This is a genomic window from Staphylococcus sp. GDY8P72P (assembly GCF_016890655.1).
Taxonomy (GTDB): Bacteria; Bacillota; Bacilli; order Staphylococcales; family Staphylococcaceae; genus Staphylococcus; species Staphylococcus arlettae.
Genome location: NZ_JAFEQJ010000006.1, coordinates 483173 through 503659, shown reverse-complemented (window position 1 = coordinate 503659; position 20487 = coordinate 483173). Strand labels below are relative to the sequence as shown.

Annotated in this window: 19 protein-coding genes and 1 tRNA gene; 17 read left to right on the top strand and 3 right to left on the bottom strand. The window is 31.6% G+C overall.

Annotation, left to right across the window (positions count from 1 at the left end):
- Positions 1-115: 115 nt before the first annotated feature.
- Positions 116-1045, bottom strand: coding sequence for a ribonuclease HIII (gene rnhC, locus JVU85_RS03550; protein ID WP_021458943.1), 930 nt, complete (start codon positions 1043-1045; stop codon positions 116-118).
- Between the two features lie 382 nt (positions 1046-1427).
- On the opposite strand from rnhC, the gene zapA reads away from it, so the two are divergent.
- The 14 genes from zapA (at position 1428) to JVU85_RS03480 (ending at position 15233) form a co-directional block, all read left to right on the top strand.
- The gene (zapA, locus tag JVU85_RS03545) at positions 1428-1697 is read left to right on the top strand and encodes a cell division protein ZapA (RefSeq protein WP_002510888.1); all 270 of its coding nucleotides are present in this window, start codon (positions 1428-1430) and stop codon (positions 1695-1697) included.
- On the top strand, positions 1694-2215 hold the full coding sequence (locus JVU85_RS03540; RefSeq protein ID WP_002510889.1) for a CvpA family protein: 522 nt from the start codon (positions 1694-1696) through the stop codon (positions 2213-2215). The genes zapA and JVU85_RS03540 overlap by 4 nt, the downstream gene beginning before the upstream one ends.
- Positions 2216-2327: 112 nt before the next feature.
- Positions 2328-4040 (top strand): DNA polymerase/3'-5' exonuclease PolX, encoded by a 1713-nt coding sequence (polX, locus tag JVU85_RS03535; protein ID WP_103388164.1) that lies wholly within the window; start codon positions 2328-2330, stop codon positions 4038-4040.
- Between the two features lie 9 nt (positions 4041-4049).
- Entirely contained in the window at positions 4050-6401 is a 2352-nt protein-coding gene (locus JVU85_RS03530) for an endonuclease MutS2 (protein ID WP_021458941.1), read from the top strand.
- Positions 6402-6481: 80 nt separating this feature from the next.
- Positions 6482-6796: a thioredoxin gene (trxA, locus tag JVU85_RS03525; RefSeq protein ID WP_002510893.1), complete on the top strand. Its 315-nt coding sequence runs from the start codon at positions 6482-6484 to the stop codon at positions 6794-6796.
- 203 nt (positions 6797-6999) lie between these two features.
- Positions 7000-8802, top strand: coding sequence for an excinuclease ABC subunit UvrC (uvrC, locus tag JVU85_RS03520; RefSeq protein WP_021458940.1), 1803 nt, complete (start codon positions 7000-7002; stop codon positions 8800-8802).
- Between the two features lie 301 nt (positions 8803-9103).
- Positions 9104-9715: a succinate dehydrogenase cytochrome b558 subunit gene (locus JVU85_RS03515; RefSeq protein WP_002510894.1), complete on the top strand. Its 612-nt coding sequence runs from the start codon at positions 9104-9106 to the stop codon at positions 9713-9715.
- A 50-nt stretch (positions 9716-9765) separates the two neighbouring features.
- Positions 9766-11529 (top strand): succinate dehydrogenase flavoprotein subunit, encoded by a 1764-nt coding sequence (sdhA, locus tag JVU85_RS03510; RefSeq protein WP_193325147.1) that lies wholly within the window; start codon positions 9766-9768, stop codon positions 11527-11529.
- 2 nt (positions 11530-11531) lie between these two features.
- On the top strand, positions 11532-12329 hold the full coding sequence (sdhB, locus tag JVU85_RS03505) for a succinate dehydrogenase iron-sulfur subunit (protein ID WP_002510896.1): 798 nt from the start codon (positions 11532-11534) through the stop codon (positions 12327-12329).
- A 156-nt stretch (positions 12330-12485) separates the two neighbouring features.
- A complete protein-coding gene (racE, locus tag JVU85_RS03500) occupies positions 12486-13319 on the top strand; it encodes a glutamate racemase (RefSeq protein ID WP_002510897.1) in 834 nt (277 codons plus the stop codon).
- Positions 13294-13875 carry an XTP/dITP diphosphatase gene (locus tag JVU85_RS03495; protein ID WP_002510898.1) on the top strand — a complete coding sequence of 194 codons (582 nt, stop codon included), beginning with the start codon at positions 13294-13296 and terminating at the stop codon, positions 13873-13875. The genes racE and JVU85_RS03495 overlap by 26 nt, the downstream gene beginning before the upstream one ends.
- A complete protein-coding gene (locus JVU85_RS03490; RefSeq protein ID WP_103388165.1) occupies positions 13875-14384 on the top strand; it encodes a metallophosphoesterase family protein in 510 nt (169 codons plus the stop codon). Before JVU85_RS03495 ends, JVU85_RS03490 begins: the two co-directional genes overlap by 1 nt.
- Before the next feature lie 232 nt (positions 14385-14616).
- Positions 14617-14690, top strand: a tRNA-Arg gene (locus JVU85_RS03485).
- A gap of 324 nt (positions 14691-15014) precedes the next feature.
- Positions 15015-15233 carry a hypothetical protein gene (locus tag JVU85_RS03480; protein ID WP_002510900.1) on the top strand — a complete coding sequence of 73 codons (219 nt, stop codon included), beginning with the start codon at positions 15015-15017 and terminating at the stop codon, positions 15231-15233.
- A gap of 623 nt (positions 15234-15856) precedes the next feature.
- Here the strand turns inward: JVU85_RS03480 and JVU85_RS03475 are convergent.
- Positions 15857-16294, bottom strand: a complete 438-nt coding sequence (locus JVU85_RS03475; protein WP_021458938.1) for a GNAT family N-acetyltransferase — start codon at positions 16292-16294, stop codon at positions 15857-15859.
- A gap of 275 nt (positions 16295-16569) precedes the next feature.
- Between JVU85_RS03475 and JVU85_RS03470 the strand changes: the two genes are divergently transcribed.
- Positions 16570-17439, top strand: coding sequence for a hypothetical protein (locus tag JVU85_RS03470; RefSeq protein ID WP_103387971.1), 870 nt, complete (start codon positions 16570-16572; stop codon positions 17437-17439).
- A gap of 99 nt (positions 17440-17538) precedes the next feature.
- Here the strand turns inward: JVU85_RS03470 and JVU85_RS03465 are convergent, their stop codons facing one another.
- A complete protein-coding gene (locus JVU85_RS03465) occupies positions 17539-17955 on the bottom strand; it encodes a hypothetical protein (RefSeq protein WP_021458936.1) in 417 nt (138 codons plus the stop codon).
- Positions 17956-18638: 683 nt separating this feature from the next.
- Between JVU85_RS03465 and JVU85_RS03460 the strand changes: the two genes are divergently transcribed.
- Both JVU85_RS03460 and JVU85_RS03455 read left to right on the top strand, forming a co-directional pair.
- Positions 18639-19418 (top strand): helix-turn-helix transcriptional regulator, encoded by a 780-nt coding sequence (locus tag JVU85_RS03460; protein ID WP_172606418.1) that lies wholly within the window; start codon positions 18639-18641, stop codon positions 19416-19418.
- Positions 19419-20077: 659 nt separating this feature from the next.
- On the top strand, positions 20078-20233 hold the full coding sequence (locus JVU85_RS03455) for a hypothetical protein (RefSeq protein WP_021458935.1): 156 nt from the start codon (positions 20078-20080) through the stop codon (positions 20231-20233).
- Positions 20234-20487 lie beyond the last annotated feature (254 nt).

The window sequence follows — 20487 nt, the reverse complement described above, 5'->3', positions numbered from 1 at the left end:
TATTTTGCTATAAAAAATAAAGAAAACGTCAATTTCCATATCTTCTCGATAGAAATTGACGTTTATTTTTGAGTCAGAGACGTTTTATGTCTAGGGCTCTTTTTTATGTTTAATTTTATTGATATTTTGAGGTAACGAGTTGCTGAGCTTTATTACGATTGGCAAAATGCTTTTTACTTAGATGATCAAGAAAACTTACACCATGTCGCTCAATAAGTTTTGCTGCAAATAGATCAACTTTTTTACTGGCACCTCTAGGCACTGTGGCATTAAGTTGTTGTGACATTTTGTCCATGTGTTTTACGAAAGCATATCTGGAAATAATACTAGCTGCGGCAATAGCAATTGATTTAGATTCACCTTTGGTTTCAAATTGAGTTTTTGATTCACAAGGTAACGCTGATAACGTATAGCGTTTGTAAACTTTAGGTTCCGCGAATTGATCGACAACAATATAATCTAGCGGTGCGCTATTTAACTTTGTAACTACGTTTTTTATTGCCTCATTATGTAGTACAGCTTTCATTTTCACTTGAGACCAACCAATATGTTGTTTGTCATTATAGCGATCATTATCTAAAGTCAGTAAAGAATGTGGAATGAAAGTCACTAATTGTTCAGCAAGTTCTACAATTTTAGCATCAGTTAATTTTTTGGAGTCGTCTACACCCAACGTTTTTAAAATAGCTACATTTTCAGTAGAAACATATGCAGCACATACTGTTAAAGGTCCAAAATAATCGCCACTACCTGCTTCATCGCTTCCTATACAATTAAATTGGTTATAGGCTATAGAAGTTGCTGGCGTTTGTTTGGTTGTTGAAGGTGATGTTGTTGCTGTTTTCTTAGGTAGCAATTGTTGTGCAATAGCTTCTGCATCTTTACCTTGGAACATCACTTTATTAGAATTATAAATTGATATCACTGTACTTTTATACTTTGTTTTTGCTTTCATACCTTGTGGTAATTGCGCTGTATCAAAGTCAATTTGTTGCATTAATGTTTGTATTTCAGTGTTAGTTAATTTATGTACGATATTTCCCATAATGTGTCACCACTTTTGAATTTTAATTGTTTGAAAGACAACGTTAATCTTATCATAAATGTAGAAAATTTAGCGACTATATCATCAATTCAACGGAAAGATAAAAGTATACATTAGCACATAATATTCTACGTATTAGTGAGTTATAAAGGTATTTAGCAAATATTTGAACAAAAAGACATCGATTTAATTAATTTTGCTGATTTACTAAATTATCAATCAGCAAATAATAATTATTAGCAGTTCTATATCAATTCAAATACAGGTCTTACAAAATAATTTACAGTCATGTATAATGGTGTGTGATAAATATATTAATAATTTTTAATAAACATAAATTTAACTATATATTGGAAATTACTGAAAAAGGTAGGCGCTAAATATGGGTGATTTTAAAAATCGAATTAACGTCAATATCAATGACCAACACTATACAATTGTTGGTACGGATAATCCAGAGCATATACGCTATGTAGCGAATTTAGTAGATGAAAAGCTAAAGGAGTTAGGCCGTAAAAATGCTGGTTTAGATACTACAAGAAAAGCAATCTTAACAGCGGTTAATGTGATGCATGAAAAAGTGCAATTGGAAGAGGAAAATGAACGTTTGCAACAACAGATTAAACAACTCCAAGATAGAAAAGACCAATGATAATCGATGTACTAAGTCTATTATTTATTATTTTTTTAGGATTTATTGGATTTAGACGTGGTACAGCATTTAGTGTTTTACATATAGGTACGACGATGGTAGCCTTATTTATTGCTAAATCCTATTATTTACCAATAGCAGAGCGCTTGGAATTGTTTTTGCCTTATCCTAAAACACAGGCTTATGATATAACATTTGCAATATCATTTAATCATCTAGAAACTCGTTTCTATCATATTATTGCCTTTATTGTAATAGCATCACTGGCAAAACTTATTTTTTATGCCATTATCGTTACGTTTGACAATTTAATATTAGCACATAAGTTAAGTAAGATGAGTAGGGGAATAGGAGTCATTGTCAGTATATTTGCGGCAAGTATTTATCTCGTACCGTTGCTATATATTACTTCACTTTACCCTAACGCGTGGATTCAATCCCAATTGACATCTTCGATAATTGCGAAGCAACTTATAACACAACTACCCATACTATCTCAGTTTGTTGTGAATATTTAATATCTTTCATAGGTGATGAAGGATAAAAACATAGGAGGATAAGACAAAGCGGCCATACTGCTACCAAGGCAAAAGTCATTTGTTTTATCTTTTTTTTATGGAGGGAATTGTAATGACTAAAAAAGATATCATTCAACTATTAGAAAAAATTGCTATATATATGGAATTGAAAGGTGAAAACACATTTAAAGTCTCAGCATATCGTAAAGCAGCACAAAGTCTAGAAATTGACGAACGACCACTTGATGAAATTAACGATGTCACTGAGCTAAAAGGTATCGGAAAAGGTGTAGGTGAAGTCATTAATGAATATTACCAAACAGGAGAATCAATGACTTTAAATAGTTTAGAACAAGAGGTGCCTGCTGGATTAATTCCATTGATGAAAATACAAGGTTTAGGTAGTAAAAAAATTGCCAAACTGTATAAAGAGTTAAATGTCATTGATAAAACAACTTTACAACAAGCATGTGAAGCAGGGAAAGTCAGTGAATTAAGTGGTTTTGCTAAAAAGACAGAACAAAATATTTTAGAAGCGGTTAAAGCATTAGGTGCTAGAAAAGAGAAATACCCAATAGATCAAATGCGTGGTTTAAATCTAAAAATAAAAGCGCATTTGGAGACTATTAATCAAATTGATAAATTTGAAGTTGCAGGTAGCTTTAGACGCTTTAAAGAGATGAGTAAAGATTTAGATTATATTATTAGCACAGATGAACCTGAATTAGTGCAACAAGCATTATTAACAATACCAAATAAAGTCAAAGAAGTTGCCGTGGGCCAAACTAAAGTATCACTTGAAATTGATTATGACGATGAAATTATCGGTGTTGATTTCAGGTTAATTGAACCTGCAGCTTTTTATCATACGTTACAACATTTTACAGGGTCAAAAGATCATAATATACGTATTCGTCAAATGGCAAAGGAACGTAATGAAAAAATTAGTGAGTATGGTATAGAACAAGCAGATGGTAATTTATTACAGTACCAAAGCGAAGCTGAAATTTATCAACATTACGACGTAAATTGGATTGCCCCTCCATTAAGAGAAGATGGTAGTGAATTTGATAAAAATTTAGAGCAAATTGTACAGTTAAATGATATTAATGGCGATATCCACATGCATACAACATATAGTGATGGTGCATTTAGTATTAAAGATATGGTGGAAGCAAATATTGCCAAAGGCTATGAATTTATGGTAATTACTGATCATTCACAAAGTTTAAAAGTAGCGAATGGTTTATCTGAAGAACGCTTATTACGCCAAATCGACGAAATTAAACAATTAAATGCTGAATATGATGAAATTGATATATATTCAGGCATAGAAATGGACATTTTACCTAATGGTGATTTAGATTATAGTAATGAAATTTTAGCGCAATTAGATTATGTTATTGCTGCAATACATCAAAGTTTTAATCAATCTGAAGCAGAGATTATGCAACGTTTAGAAAATGCATGTCGTAATCCTTATGTTAAACATATTGCACATCCAACTGGACGTATTATTGGTAAAAGACCAGGTTATGAACCTAACATTGAGCAATTATGTGCTTTGGCAGAAGAAACGAATACAGTGTTGGAAATTAATGCTAATCCTAAAAGATTAGATTTAAGTGCTGATGTGTTGAGAAAACATCCCAATCTAATGCTAACAATTAATACTGACGCCCACCATATTGACCATTTAGATTTTATGGCTTATGGGGTAGCAACTGCGCAAAAAGGATTTGTAACAAAAAATCGAGTTATTAATGCAATGTCGCGCACAGCTTTTCAGTCATTTGTAAACGACAATATTAAATTGAAGAAATAGAGGGATTAGATGAGACAGAAATCATTAGATGTCTTAGAATTCGATAAAATCAAGCAGAGTGTTGAAAATGAGGCCATGAGTGATATTGGTCGAGAAAAAGCTCGCGGCATGACACCTGCTATAGATTTTGATACTGTAACTTTTCAAATCGCAGAAATAGATGAAATTGCCCAAATTTATAATAAACATCGCATGCCTAGTATGAGTGGGTTGGCACAAGTGCAACAATATATTCATCGGGCGACAATTGATGGCGTATTAAATGTAAATGAGCTCAATGTGATCAAACGATTGATCCAAATACAAAATCAATTTAAGACGTTTTACAATCAATTAGTAGAGGAAGACGAAGGAGAAATCCAGTTCCCGATTTTAAATGATAAAATGGAACAATTACCGATTTTAACGGATTTATATCAAACAATACATCAAAAATGTGATGCTTATGATTTGTTTGATGATGCTAGTTATGAACTACAAGGTATTCGCAGTAAAATTTCAAATACAACACAAAAAATCAAACAAAATCTAGATAAAATCGTCAAAAGTCAAAGTAATCAAAAGAAATTATCAGATGCTATTGTTACTGTTCGTAATGATCGCAATGTTATACCTGTAAAAGCTGAATATCGTCAAGACTTTAATGGTATCGTTCATGACCAATCAGCTTCAGGACAAACACTTTATATCGAACCATCATCTGTAGTTGAAATGAATAATACAATCAGTAGGTTAAAAAATGATGAGGCTGTCGAACGTGAGCGCATATTAATTGAAATAACGGCACAAGTTGCAGCAGAAGCAGACGCATGCCTAACTGCAGAAAATGTTATGGGACAAATTGACTTTTTAACAGCTAAAGCGAGATATGCACGCTCAATTAAAGGAACAAAACCAACATTTCATCAAGATCGAACAGTCTATTTACCTAAAGCATTTCATCCATTATTAGATAGAGATACTGTTGTCGCCAATACGATTGAATTTGCTGAAGATATTTCAACTGTTATTATTACAGGTCCAAATACGGGTGGTAAAACAGTAACGTTAAAAACGTTAGGACTTATTGTCATCATGGCTCAATCAGGCTTATTAATACCTACTTTAGATGGAGCCCAGTTAAGTGTATTTGAAAATGTCTTTTGTGATATTGGTGATGAACAATCTATTGAACAATCACTGTCTACTTTTTCATCACATATGACGAATATAGTCGAAATTTTAGAAGAAGCGAATGGTAATAGTTTAATACTTTTTGATGAGTTAGGCGCAGGTACCGACCCGAGTGAGGGTGCAGCGTTAGCTATGAGTATTTTAGATTATGTACGAGCGGTTGATTGTCTAGTTATGGCAACGACCCATTATCCTGAGCTCAAGGCTTATAGTTATAATAGACAAGGTGTCATGAATGCCAGTGTAGAATTTGATGTGACAACATTAAGTCCAACATATAAATTATTAATGGGCGTACCTGGACGTTCAAATGCCTTTGATATTTCTAAAAAATTAGGTTTGAAAATGAGTGTGATTCAAAAAGCTAAATCCATGATTGGTCAAGATGAGCAAGAAATAAATGAAATGATTGCGTCGCTAGAACATAATTCTAAACGCGTTGATGAACAACGTATTGAATTAGACGAATTGTTAAGAGATGCACAAGCTACACATGATGCACTAACAAAGCAATATCACAACTACCAAGCATACGAACGTCAACTCATGGATGAAGCCAAAGAAAAAGCTAATCAACGAGTTAAAGCAGCTACTAACGAGGCTGATGAAATTGTTAAAGACTTACGTAAGTTGAGAGATCAAAAAGGTGCAGATGTAAAAGAACATGAACTTATCGATAAGAAAAAACGTCTAGATGACCAATATGAAGCTAAATCCATTAAGCAAAATGTCAAAAAGCAAAAATGGGACAAAATCACTGCGGGTGATGAAGTGAAAGTATTAACCTATGGACAAAAAGGGGAAGTACTTGAGCTGTCAGGAGATGACGAAGCGGTAGTTCAAATGGGTATTATTAAAATGAAATTACCACTTCAAGATTTAGAAAAAACGCAAAAAACTCAAGAACAACCAACGAAAATGGTTAAGCGTTCCAATAGACAAAATATTAAAATGGATTTAGACTTAAGGGGCTATCGATATGAAGAAGCATTGAGCGAATTAGATCAATATATCGATCAAGCTGTGTTAAGTAACTACCAACAAGTGAATATTATTCATGGTAAAGGTACAGGCGCATTACAAAAAGGTGTACAAAACTATTTGAAAAAGCATAAAAGTGTGGCATCATATAGGAATGGAATGCCAAGTGAAGGTGGCTTCGGTGTTACCGTTGTAGAATTAAAATAATAGTGAGCAAGTATTATGCATACGAAAATAAAATTTGTTATAATTTGCTCATCATTTGAAAATAAGGAGGATTGGCATTTATGGCAATCGTAAAAGTAACGGATTCAAATTTTGATGAAAATATTCAATCTGGTGTTAATTTAGTAGACTTCTGGGCAACTTGGTGTGGACCTTGTAAAATGATTGCACCAGTTTTAGAAGAGTTAGCAGGCGACTATGATGGAAAAGCTAATATTTTAAAATTAGATGTAGATGAAAACCCATCAACTGCAGCTAAATTTGAAGTAATGAGTATTCCAACATTAATCGTATTTAAAGATGGAGAACCAGTTGATAAAGTAGTAGGTTTCCAACCAAAAGAAAACTTAGCTGAAGTTATCGACAAACATCTATAAGCATAAAATAAATAAAGTGGACTGTATTTGTAATTTATTGTCCAACTGCACTAAAGTTTATTAATATGACTTTCAGTGCAACAGTCAGCTATTGTTAATACGTTAAATAAGAGAGTGTGGAACATTTACAATGTCTCACGCTCTTTATTTGTATAAATATTGGCAATATGATGATTAAAATTGTAACGAAGGGAGGTAAAACTATGGTGGAACAATATCAAGCAAACATTAAACAAAAATTAACAGTAGTACCTATGGAACCGGGCTGTTATTTAATGAAAGATCGCAATAATCAAATTATTTATGTCGGAAAAGCAAAAAAGTTACGAAATAGATTACGTTCATATTTTACTGGCGCTCATGACGCAAAAACTACAAGACTAGTTGGTGAAATACGTAATTTTGAATATATTGTCACATCAAGTGAAACAGAATCACTTTTATTAGAGTTGAATTTAATTAAACAATATCAACCACGTTATAATATTTTATTAAAAGATGATAAAAGTTATCCCTTCATTAAAATCACAAAAGAAAAGCATCCAAAACTTATTGTGACACGTACGGTCAAGAAGGGCAGTGGTAAGTATTTTGGGCCATATCCAAATGCATACTCAGCGCAAGAAACGAAAAAATTACTAGATCGTATTTATCCATTTAGAAAATGCGATAAAATGCCAGATAAGTTATGTCTGTATTATCATATAGGTCAATGTATGGGGCCGTGTGTTTATCCTGTAGATTTAAATAAATATGCTGAGATGACAAAAGAAATCACGGATTTCCTAAACGGTGAAGATAAAACAATAATGCGTAATTTAGAACATAAAATGCAAGCTGCGAGTGAAGATTTAGACTTTGAACAAGCGAAAGAGTATCGTGATTTAATACAACATATTCAAAATCTCACGAAGAAACAGAAAATTACTTCGACCGATAATACAGTTAGAGATATATTTGGTTATAGTGTCTCTAAAGGTTGGATGTGTATTCAAGTGTTTTTTATAAGACAAGGTAATATGATTAAACGTGATGCTACAATGATTCCTATCCAACAAACTGAAGAAGAAGAGTTTTATACTTTTATCGGGCAATTCTATGATTTAAATCAACATATCCTCCCTAAAGAAGTACACATTCCTAAACATTTAGATAGTGAAGTTGTTCAATCGGTAGTAGATACGAAAATTGTTCAACCGCAAAAAGGGAAGAAAAAAGAGATGGTTGATTTAGCCAATCATAATGCTGAACTTAGTTTAGAGAATAAATTCGAGTTAATTGCTAAAGATGAATCTCGTACGATAAAAGCAATAGAAGAGATTGGTGATAGAATGGGAATTCAAACGCCCATTCGAATTGAAGCGTTTGATAACTCTAATATTCAAGGTGTTGATCCTGTATCAGCAATGGTGTCATTTGTTGATGGAAAACCAAATAAAAAGGGCTATCGCAAATACAAAATTAAATCAGTCGAAGGGCCTGATGATTATAAATCAATGCGTGAAGTTGTACGTAGAAGATATAGTCGTGTCTTAAATGAAGGGTTACCGTTACCAGATTTAATTATCGTTGATGGTGGTAAAGGTCATATGAATGGTGTAATTGATGTTTTAGAAAATGAACTCGGTTTAGATATTCCAGTTGCAGGTTTGAAAAAAAATGATAAACACCAAACTGCAGATTTATTATATGGTAAAGAAGCAGAACTTGTACCATTGAAAAAGAATAGCCAAGCGTTTTATTTATTACAACGTATACAAGACGAGGTACACCGTTTTGCTATTACATTCCATCGCCAAACACGACAAAAAACTGGATTACAATCTGTATTAGATACCGTTGAAGGAATAGGTGCAAAACGTAAAACTAAATTATTACGTACATTCGGATCGATTAAAAAAATGAAAGATGCGTCAATTGAGGAATTACAACAAAGTGGTTTACCACTAAATGTTGCGAAAAACCTACATGATGCATTACATGACAATAGTGACAAAAAAAATTAGGCATGAGAATCATTCTCATGCCCAATTTACAATTATTTAGTGTTACAATAAGAAATAACGAGGTTTCTTTTTTTGGGTTTATTTGGAAGCGTTTTCTAATTGAGAAATATTATCATTTAATTATGGAACATTGTATGTAGTGTAATATATAAACGTATTGAAAATTTAATGCTTAGTTTATATTCAATTATATCACATGTAAGTTTCATTTTTTTGATGATTATACTTTGCTTAATTGGTTTGCGTGTTAAAAAGCAATAAAGAAATCAAAATTTAATTGTTTCACAGGGGGGACTTCCTTTTGGCTTATACGAAAAATCAATTCTATTTAAGACGCTTACATTCATTATTAGGCGTAATACCTATAGGTGGCTTTTTATTAGTTCACTTAATGGTTAACCACCAAGCGACTAAAGGTGCAGAAGCGTTCAATAAAGCAGCTGCATTTATGGAATCATTACCATTTTTAATCGCTTTGGAATTTGTCGTGATTTATATTCCGATATTGTATCACGCAGTTTACGGTGTACATATTGCCTTTACGGCAAAAGAAAATGTTGGTCATTATTCAGCATTTAGAAACTGGATGTTTTTATTCCAACGTATCACGGGTGTAATTACTTTTGTTTTCATTGCAATTCACTTATGGCAAACAAGAATTCAACGTGCATTAGGACATGAAGTTAACTTTGATATGGTACATGACATTGTAACTAACCCAGGATGGTTAATTTTCTATATCGTTTGTTTATTAGCTGTTACATTCCACTTTGCAAACGGCTTATGGTCATTCGGTGTAACGTGGGGTATTTTACAATCTAAAAAATCTCAACAAATTTTCACATGGGTTTCACTAGTCGTATTTATAGTTGTATCATATATAGGAATTAGCGCGATTTTAGCTTTCCTATAAGTTTTTTAATTTAATTTGATTTTTAGAGATATTTAGGGGAGTGACAAGATATGGCAGAGAAGAAAGTTATTGTTGTCGGTGGAGGACTTGCCGGTCTGATGTCAACAATTAAAGCAGCAGAGCAAGGTGCACAAGTAGACTTGTTCTCACTTGTACCTGTTAAACGTTCACATTCAGTGTGTGCGCAAGGTGGTATAAATGGTGCAGTAAATACTAAAGGTGAAGGCGATTCACCGGACATACACTTTGACGATACAGTATATGGTGGGGACTTTTTAGCAAACCAACCTCCAGTTAAAGCAATGACTGAAGCAGCACCTAAAATTATCCATTTACTTGACCGTATGGGTGTAATGTTTAACCGTACCAACGAAGGATTACTCGATTTTAGACGTTTTGGTGGTACAATGCATCATAGAACAGCTTATGCTGGTGCAACAACCGGACAACAGTTGTTATACGCACTAGATGAACAAGTAAGAAGTTTTGAAGTAGATGGTTTAGTAAATAAATACGAAGGCTGGGAATTCTTAGGTATAGTTAAGGATGACGAAAATACAGCTAGAGGTATTGTTGCACAAAATTTAACTACTTCAGAAATCCAATCATTTGGCTCAGATGCTGTAATTATGGCTACAGGTGGACCTGGAATTATCTTTGGTAAAACTACTAATTCTATGATTAATACAGGATCTGCTGCTTCAATTGTTTATCAACAAGGTGCTAAATACGCTAATGGTGAGTTTATTCAAATTCATCCAACAGCAATACCAGGTGATGATAAGTTAAGATTAATGAGTGAATCAGCACGTGGTGAAGGTGGTCGTATTTGGACTTATAAAGACGGTAAGCCTTGGTACTTCTTAGAAGAAAAATATCCGGATTATGGTAATTTAGTACCACGTGATATTGCAACACGTGAAATCTTTGATGTCTGTGTTAACCAAAAATTAGGCATTAACGGTGAAAACATGGTTTACCTTGATTTATCACATAAAGACCCACATGAATTAGACGTTAAATTAGGTGGTATCATTGAGATTTACGAAAAATTCACTGGTGATGATCCTAGAAAAGTACCAATGAAAATCTTCCCAGCAGTACATTACTCTATGGGTGGCTTATATGTTGACTATGATCAAATGACGAATGTTAATGGTCTGTTTGCTGCTGGTGAGTGTGATTACTCACAACACGGTGGTAATCGTTTAGGTGCGAACTCATTACTATCAGCGATTTATGGTGGTACTGTTGCAGGGCCAAATGCTGTCAAATATATTCAAGATATTGAAAAATCATATAGTGATTTAGATGAGACAATTTTTGAACGTCGTGTACAGGAAGAACAAGAAAAATTCGATCACTTATTAGCAATGAAAGGTGAAGAAAATGCCTATAAACTTCATCGCGAATTAGGTGAAATTATGACAGCTAATGTAACTGTAGTACGTGAAAATGAAAGTTTAATAGAAACAGATCGTAAAATTGTAGAATTGATGGAACGTTATAAAAATATTGATATTGAAGATACACAAACTTGGAGTAACCAAGCAGTATTCTTCACTCGCCAATTATGGAATATGCTTGTATTAGCTCGTGTTATTACTATTGGGGCATACAATCGTAATGAATCTAGAGGTGCACATTTCAAACCAGAATTCCCAGATAGAAACGATGAGGAATGGTTGAAAACAACTTTAGCAGAATATCAAGGAAAAACAGAAGCACCAAAATTCACCTACGATCCTGTAGATATTAGCTTAATTCCACCTCGTAAACGTGACTATACGCAAAAGTCTAAAGGAGGTAAATAATCATGGCAGATACTCAACAAGCAACTGAACAACAAAACCAACAAAAAACAATCAAATTAATTATCAAGCGTCAAGATAATGATCAAGCAAAGCCTTACGAAGAAGAATTTGAAATTCCATACAGAGAAAACTTAAACGTTATCGCTTGTCTGATGGAAATTAGACGTAATCCAATCAATAGTAAAGGTGAAAAAACGACACCGGTTATTTGGGATATGAACTGTCTTGAAGAGGTTTGTGGTGCTTGTTCTATGGTTATTAATGGTCAAGCAAGACAATCATGTTCAGCTATCGTTGATCAACTTGAACAACCAATTAGATTAGAGCCAATGAGCACTTTCCCAGTTATTCGTGACTTGCAAGTTGACCGTTCTAGAATGTTCGATAACCTAAAACGTATGAAAGCATGGGTACCAATTGACGGTACATATGATTTAGGTCCTGGACCACGTATGCCAGAGAAAAAACGTCAAACTGCTTATGAATTATCTAAGTGTATGACTTGTGGTGTATGTTTAGAAGTTTGTCCTAACGTTACAAGTAAAAATGACTTCGTTGGTGCACAAGCTATCTCACAAGTTAGATTATTTAACTTACATCCAACAGGTTCAATGACAAAAGACGAAAGATTAGAAGCACTAATGGGCGGTGGAGGCTTACAAGAATGTGGTAATTCACAAAACTGTGTAAATGCTTGTCCAAAAGGCATCCCATTAACTACTTCTATCGCAGCATTGAATAGAGAAACTTCATTCCATATGTTCAAATCATTCTTTGGTTCTGACCATCAAGTAAATTAATATTTATATACCAACATCTGTGGCGTAAACAGGTGTTGGTTTTTTTATGAAAAAATTTATATAAAATTTCTAAGTAATATAAAGTGAGATAGATGAATTAAAAAAAGTATCTGTGCTACAATAGTAGTTACTAATATTAAGAGGATGAACGCATATATGGATAAACCAATCGGAGTTATAGATTCAGGAGTTGGTGGTTTGACTGTTGCTAGTGAAATTATCCGCCAACTTCCCAATGAAACAATTTATTACTTAGGAGATATTAAACGCTGTCCTTATGGTCCGAGAGCAAGTGAGGAAGTTAAAGCATTTACTATTCAATTGGCACAAAAGTTATTACAATATGATATTAAAATGCTAGTTATTGCATGCAACACTGCAACTGCAGTGGCATTAAAAACGCTACAAGAACAATTAACAATTCCTGTTATTGGCGTTATAGAACCTGGCGCAAGGACTGCAATTATGACTACTAAAAATCAAAATGTTTTAATTTTAGGTACAGAAGGTACAATAAAATCTGAAGCTTACCGTCATCATATTAAGAATATCAACCCAAATGTCGAAGTATCAGGCGTAGCATGTCCAGGATTTGCACCTTTAGTAGAGCAAATGCGCTATAAAGATCCGACAATTACGAGCATCTTAATCCATCAAACTTTAAAACAATGGCGTAATTGTAAAGCTGATACAGTAATATTAGGATGTACGCATTATCCATTACTGTATAAGCCAATCTATGACTATTTTGGTGGTAATAAAACAGTGATTTCATCGGGATTAGAGACAGCTAGAGAAGTTAGTGCATTACTAACATTCAGTAACGAACATGCAGGTTATCAAAAAAATCCTAAGCATAAATTTTTTGCGACAGGGGATACAGAACATATCGAAAGAATTATTGCAGAATGGCTAAAAATGAATGTTACAGTCGAAGTAGTCGATGTAGAGGAGGAAGTAGTAAGTGAAAGATATAGTCATAGCATCTAATAACAAAGGAAAAATAAACGATTTTAAAGTTATTTTTCCTGAGTATAATATCATTCCAATCGGTGATTTAATTCCAGGTTTCGATGTTGAAGAAACAGGTACTACTTTTGAAGATAATGCTAAATTAAAGTCTGAAGCAGCAGCACAAGCTTTAAATAAGCCTGTAATCGCAGATGATAGTGGATTAGAAGTATTTGCTTTAAATGGTGAGCCTGGCGTATATTCAGCTAGGTATGCAGGTTTAGAAAAAGATGATGATGCAAATATCAAAAAAGTATTAGAGCAGCTAGGTGACACAGAGGATCGTCGTGCTCAATTTGTTTGTGTCGTTAGCCTAAGTGCACCAAATGAAAAAACAATTCAATTTAAAGGCACAGTTCAAGGTGAAATTACACTAAATAAAATTGGTGATGAGGGATTTGGCTATGATCCAATATTCTACGTACCAGATTTAAATAAAACCATGGCACAGCTACAAGCGCATGAAAAAAGTGAGATTAGCCATCGAGGTAAGGCAATCGACCAATTACAACGCTATTTAAAGGATGATAATTAATGTCGAAATGGATAATTGTAAGTGATAATCATACGGAAAAAGGTATCTTATTTGAAGTGATTAATCACCACCCAGATGCTGATGTAGCCATACATCTTGGAGATTCTGAGTTTACTTATGAAGATAGTGAACTTAGTTATTATTATAAAGTAAAAGGGAATACCGATTTTTATCCAGAATTTGAAAACGAACAAGTCATAAATAGTGAAAGCTGCCGAGCATTTATTACACATGGGCATCTATATCAAGTTAATCGTAGTAGAATGCAACTGGCCGAACGTGCCCTTGAAGCAAACTGTCAATTAGCATTTTATGGGCATACACATGTTGCAAAATATGAAAATATTGCAGGTGTGCATGTCATCAACCCTGGTAGTATTAGTCAATCAAGAAGCAGTGAAGAAGAAAGTTATGCAGAACTGTTAATTGCTGAAGACACTAATGCAGTTACTTTGAATTTTAGAAATCGTCGACATGAAATAATAGAAACAATTAATTTTGAATTATGATCTCTAAAAGCGTGTAAGTGAATGTCGAATTATAATGCATAGTAAGTGGGGTTGTAACTATGCATTATAATTTATATTTACTTAATGATCGTTATTGAAAAAAAGAGGGTTATTAGGTTATAAATCGTGCAAAATGGCTATTTATAGTGAAAAATCATCATTATTTTAATTATAAAAGTATTGCTTTATAAAGATGAATTAGATATAATAATTATTGTGTTCAAAACGTGATGTCCTGGTAGCTCAGCTGGATAGAGCAATGGCCTTCTAAGCCATCGGTCAGGGGTTCGAATCCCTTCCAGGACGCTAACAGAGCTTTATAGCTCACAATTAAAAAAGAAACCCCATTATGATGGGGTTTCTTTTTTTGTTATACAATGCCACACTATAGAAAATAATAATCACTATATAAAAGAATAGATATTCTCAAGTGAAGCAAACTTGAGAAAATGATGATTAGAAATTATAGAGCAATCCTATACGACATATGAACTTAAGACTGTATTTTTTATGTACACTTATATTATGGTATGAAGTTATGATTATTGGTATAATTGATAGTTTTCGTTTATGTTTAGTGCAATGTATTTCAGTGTATTGTTGTAGTATTAAAGATAAGGGGGATTAGAAATGAAATGTGAAGTGATTTTAAAAAATGATAAAACAATTTATGTAGATGATTTTAATTGCATTGAATATACTGATGGGTATGATGCTGAAACGAAATTATTTGAAAATAAAGATTTCGGGGGCTTAGATTTGCTAGACGATGTTACATATACAATTATTGGCAGTAGTATCATAAAAGTTAAAGGAGAACAAATTCTTTATTTACATTTTAAAAAATAAGTATCTCATCTAATCAGGATTGAATAGCGATTGGGAAAAATATTTTGAATAACTACAGAAAAATATAAAGCAAATGAATACTTGATTTTGTTTAACTAATAAATGAGTGTATAAATCAACTATAATTATAATTTCTATCTAATATAGTAGATGTTTTATCCTTAAATCAGTACAACATGAGTTATGTTGTCAATCATTCAACTAATTTTAGAAATAATAAGCGTAAGAGGAATAGTACTAACAAAGCAACTAAGAACGCAATATGTTATATTTTAGCTAATAATCTTTTTTGGATATGCAAATAAATCTTGGCAACAAAATATATTGCCAGGTGTGTTAGTTAATAAAAAGGATGCACAAGAATCACTAAATTGGGTTAAGTTTATTGCCCAAGACGAAAATTGTGTAGAAGCAATAGCAAATCATGATACGAACACAGAACCACATACAATAGTTTTATAATTTTGGAAAGAGTTAATGTAAGGTTTTTTTGTACAACCACCTATTATGATCAATGGGTGGTTGTTTTATGTGCGTCGCTAGTATGAAAGTTTAAATGAATATGACTCGAAAAAATATTTCATAATGTGACTGGGGAAGAGTCCATAAAAGTTGATTATTAGTCACAAGTCGAGTTCCATCATGCTTCCTTCATTTGATTTCATAAATCCCGTTTTTTCATAAAAATATTCTGCAAGTTCCCCACCTGTAATTAGAAAAATTTTATTTATACCATCAACTTTGAGTGAGTTAGAGACAGAGTTCATTAAATTTTTACCTACACCTTTTTGTTGAAATTCAGGTATGACATGGAATTCATCAATACAAAATTGATTCATATTACTGAAATAATAATCTATTCTACCGATACACATAGCGATTATTTTGTTATTGTTTTCAATTACATAACCCTTAGAATTGAAGCCACTCAAAGTGGCTTCAATCCTAAGTAACGCTTCTTCTTCAGTCCATTTATTATACCACGGTGCTCCTTTGTATGCTGAAACTAAATTTTTAGCACAATTAGTATAATCATCGCTTTTAATTTTTCTGAATTTCATATTTATACCCCATTTTGATTGTATAAGAATTTTAGTATCTGTTTTTGTAATTATCGTTTTACAAACGAGTTTCTTCTTGTCTTAATAGTACTATATATATATTGTGTGTCACAATGTGAATATATTTTACTTAAGCAAACGTTTTTATTACTTTATGAACTTACATTTACATTTGACCTGCTAATTATCGTACATTGTTTTTAGATTAAAGCATGCCATTATTTATTTTTCTGCGTTATGTATAGCATAATATCAATTAAAACAAGAGGTAGTGTATGATTAAAACAAAGTTTAAATTGGAAAAAAACAAACGACGTTTTATTCAGCCGATAAAACAATTTATTGATTGGATAGAAGTATATCGAGAATTTAATCAAAATATACATATAATAATTCACGATTATCCCATATTGTCCTACGGTTATGTGAACGATTGCCAAATAGATATGTATCATAAAACAATTTACTATTCCCTATATGATATAGAAAATGATATGAAAAAGAATTATAGTAAGAAATTTAACATAGACATTATAACTAATGTCATGATTGAAGTGTTTGAAGATTTAAGTTTACAGTTAAGTAAATTTTACATTATTAATCAAGAGAACATGACTATACATGACTTCATAGTTAATTATGAGAAGTTTGAAAAGCAAATGTACCATGAACAAAGATGTATGGTTTATCAATTTGCCTGTATGAATACTAAATATAGTAAACATCTAAAAAGTGGTTTAAAGATAACATATGATAATGCTATACCTTATAAATTACAACATGCTATAGAGTTGTTTGAAGGTTTTATAACAGAACATATGAAATTCCCAATTAAAACTAAAGTAAAAATGACTTATGAGAATTTAATTGATTGCGATGGTTATTTTAAGTATCCAAACAATTTATTTAAGTACCCCAAAATTAAAATATCTTTAAATGATTTTGAGTGTATAGAAAATGAGTTAGGTTCATTCGATGCTGTTTTGAATATCTTAAGAATTTTAGCACATGAATTAGGTCATTATCATGCTTTTGTTAATGGGGTTTGGAATTATGATCAACACAAGCGAGAAATCGACGCATACAATTTTGAAAATTTAATAATACAAAAATTTATAGATGAAGTCTATTATAATTACTATTAATAGCAATTAACGTTATTAGAATATAAGTATAATAGATATTTATGTCTTTGAGGGGATTAAAAGTAATGAAATATGTTGTTAGGTAAAGTTGTACCTTTCCTATTGTAAATAGGATTTAATTTCATTTATGAATGCTATAAATGTATTTTTATCTACTTCTAAGCGTATAGACGGACCTGAATCACTTGGACTGTTTGAGTAATTCAATCCAGAATCAAAATTTAAATAAAAGATTATATCAGTTGTAATACTTTCAAAAACGGTAAAAGATATGTTTAGCTCGTAAAATGCATATTCTATTTTGTCCAACTTGTCAGTGAGGTTATTAATTTGATCAATTTCGGGAGAAAATAACACAAATTCATCATTAATTGTATTATCTTCATAAGTAACTGTTAAAGCAAAAATAATCGTTCTCAAATCATCTTCTACATAAGTATTTTTATGTTTTAAACTTATTGAAATATTACTGCATTTATAATTATTATCCTTAAGAACAATAGTATTTTTAGACATGAATTATCCTTCTTTCTCCACATTTTGTAATTTTCATCTTAGTCACAATATAGTAAAGGGGATAACAATCCCATTATGAATAGGCAACTTGATAAGATTAATAATTAAAAAAACAGCACCAACTCTAAAGAGTAAATGCTGTTTATTCTTAAACTTGAGATTGGCAATAATACTAAATGTTTGTCGATAGGATATATCGACTAAATACAGTGTAGCAAATAAAAGTGAAAAGAGCGTAATAGTCATTACAATAGTAAAAAAAGGGACACTATAAGTAATATGGAGAGTAGTTTGTGTAACAAGATTTAGTCATTTGATTCAGCATCATCTACTGATGAAATGAGCTTTTACTGTTCAATTTAAAAATTTTACTTTTAAATTGAATGCTATTTACGTATTTATAAAGAGAAGCTTATTATATGAATAGTCTTAAAAACTATAATTTAAAAAAAGATACATAAATAACAATGTTTGGACGAAGTATTAACTTTTAATATAGATGGCATAATGAGCTACACACTTGAATAAAATAATTTACGTTTTGTATTTATCATCGTATGACGTGATTTTATAAATACTAAGTAATGTGAGATTAATAAAGAAATAAGCATGTTTAGTAATAATTAGTAAATATGAAGAGGAGTGGTTTTATAGATTACCGTTATAATATACATACTAATTGTATGGAAGTATTTGGAAACAGTGATGAAGTTAAAATTTGTTTCGTCGCTGCGGGTACTATTGCAATTAAAAAGGATATGAATTCAATTCAATATATGCAGGGTGAAATCTTTGTACTTACACCTTATGATCAATTACCACTCATTAAATTTACTGGTGTGTTAATAGAATTAAGTATGAACGTGCTTATTTTCAATAGGTTTGCTTTTTATAACATAGAGCATGAAAAGAGTGTTTACTCAGAAAGACATGATTTTTTGAAGCGGCATTTTTTAGAAGTTATATCACAAATTAAAAAACAACAGTGGTTCGATGCTGATGTTAGTGTTATAAAACTTATAAATTATGTGCGTATGTATAATTATTATAATCCAGACGATATTAAGGTTCTGAGTCCTGTAATCAAACAAGTATTGGATTATATTAACGTTAATTATCAGCAAGGTTTAACACTAAACGATTTAGCACAGCAATTTTATGTAAATCCAAGTTATCTGTCGCGACTATTTTCAAAAGAGATGAATATTACTATGGGAAACTATATCAAGAAATTTAAAATATATAAAATAGCGTTGGAGATGTTAATAACTCAAACTACTGAAGGCTTCTATGAAAAGTACGGATATAAAAATTATTCAACGTATAATAAGAATTTTAAAAGTGTATTTGGTGTGCCACCTGAGCAGTTTTTACAAGATAGGAAAAAGTTGAAGGTAAATGACAATAGGTACAAAAACTTTACTGAATTGAAAAATTTTTGTGATGGTATAGAAACTGCATAAATGAATAGCAAAATAGTTCTAGTGTAAATTACACTTACTAAGAAAATATAAAATCAATATGATAAGTAAAATATGTAATTTGCATAAAAAGTAGCGCGCTTTCTGAACTATCATAGTGAAGTGAAGTATGAAACATTCATGATGATATTTTAATTAACGTAATTTAATTGTATGAAAATTTAGATTTATAACAAAAGCACATGGATTTTTGTTAGTTATAGTAGAAAAATAAATTAACTAAAGTAAATTTATAACCTTTGTACATGCGATTATGTAGCTAATCAACTCCATTTTGTGAATAATGTAATAAAATGTGTATATCTATGTAAGTATATAGTCTTATTATTTATATTACTATTTCTTTTCAATGAAATTAATGATATATTACAAATATGTTACAAGTTATTGTGCAAACTTGTAACTAAAAAGTTCTCTACATCTAGTTATGCTCAAACTAAGATGTAATTTAAATTACTTCATGTTAATGAACAAAGACATTCATTTGTAAAGGCAATCGGTTGCGATTGCCTTATTTTAATAATCTTTATAAAAATTATACATTTTTTAATTGTGCAGTAATCGTATTGTAAATTGAATATGCTATTATCTGTGGAGTAACAATTAAAGTTAGAAAAATAAGCTTGTCTGGAGAGATGACATTGAAGGATAAATTACAAAAAAGTTTAAATAAATATGTTGAAAATGGCAAACTTGAACAAGGTTTGCATAAAGTTAATGACCAAGTAAGAAAAAGAAAAGGTAAGGATTTTTCTAAATATATTGATAAAATAATGAAGAAATTACAACACAAATAATTGTTGCTAAGTATAATTAATGGATTAACGGTAAAGAAAAATTGTGATGGGTTAGGGTATGTACCTTAACCTTAGACTGTCGACAAAGTTTCTGACTTTTGTAGGCAGTTTTTTTATGCACGCTTTCCTCGGGCACTGCCTCAGCCTGTAGTCTTCGGCGGGTGCTATTACCGCAGGAGTCGGCATAAATCACTGCTAATATTACCCAAAATATTATAATATATAAATTAAACAGTAGTGATGTTTATTCTGTT

Coding starts and splice junctions, on each gene's coding strand:
- rnhC (WP_021458943.1), bottom strand. CDS start 1,045: ATGGGAAATATCGTACATAAATTAACTAACACTGAAATACAAACATTA.
- zapA (WP_002510888.1), top strand. CDS start 1,428: ATGGGTGATTTTAAAAATCGAATTAACGTCAATATCAATGACCAACAC.
- JVU85_RS03540 (WP_002510889.1), top strand. CDS start 1,694: ATGATAATCGATGTACTAAGTCTATTATTTATTATTTTTTTAGGATTT.
- polX (WP_103388164.1), top strand. CDS start 2,328: ATGACTAAAAAAGATATCATTCAACTATTAGAAAAAATTGCTATATAT.
- JVU85_RS03530 (WP_021458941.1), top strand. CDS start 4,050: ATGAGACAGAAATCATTAGATGTCTTAGAATTCGATAAAATCAAGCAG.
- trxA (WP_002510893.1), top strand. CDS start 6,482: ATGGCAATCGTAAAAGTAACGGATTCAAATTTTGATGAAAATATTCAA.
- uvrC (WP_021458940.1), top strand. CDS start 7,000: ATGGTGGAACAATATCAAGCAAACATTAAACAAAAATTAACAGTAGTA.
- sdhA (WP_193325147.1), top strand. CDS start 9,766: ATGGCAGAGAAGAAAGTTATTGTTGTCGGTGGAGGACTTGCCGGTCTG.
- sdhB (WP_002510896.1), top strand. CDS start 11,532: ATGGCAGATACTCAACAAGCAACTGAACAACAAAACCAACAAAAAACA.
- racE (WP_002510897.1), top strand. CDS start 12,486: ATGGATAAACCAATCGGAGTTATAGATTCAGGAGTTGGTGGTTTGACT.
- JVU85_RS03490 (WP_103388165.1), top strand. CDS start 13,875: ATGTCGAAATGGATAATTGTAAGTGATAATCATACGGAAAAAGGTATC.
- JVU85_RS03480 (WP_002510900.1), top strand. CDS start 15,015: ATGAAATGTGAAGTGATTTTAAAAAATGATAAAACAATTTATGTAGAT.
- JVU85_RS03475 (WP_021458938.1), bottom strand. CDS start 16,294: ATGAAATTCAGAAAAATTAAAAGCGATGATTATACTAATTGTGCTAAA.
- JVU85_RS03470 (WP_103387971.1), top strand. CDS start 16,570: ATGATTAAAACAAAGTTTAAATTGGAAAAAAACAAACGACGTTTTATT.
- JVU85_RS03465 (WP_021458936.1), bottom strand. CDS start 17,955: ATGTCTAAAAATACTATTGTTCTTAAGGATAATAATTATAAATGCAGT.
- JVU85_RS03460 (WP_172606418.1), top strand. CDS start 18,639: ATGGAAGTATTTGGAAACAGTGATGAAGTTAAAATTTGTTTCGTCGCT.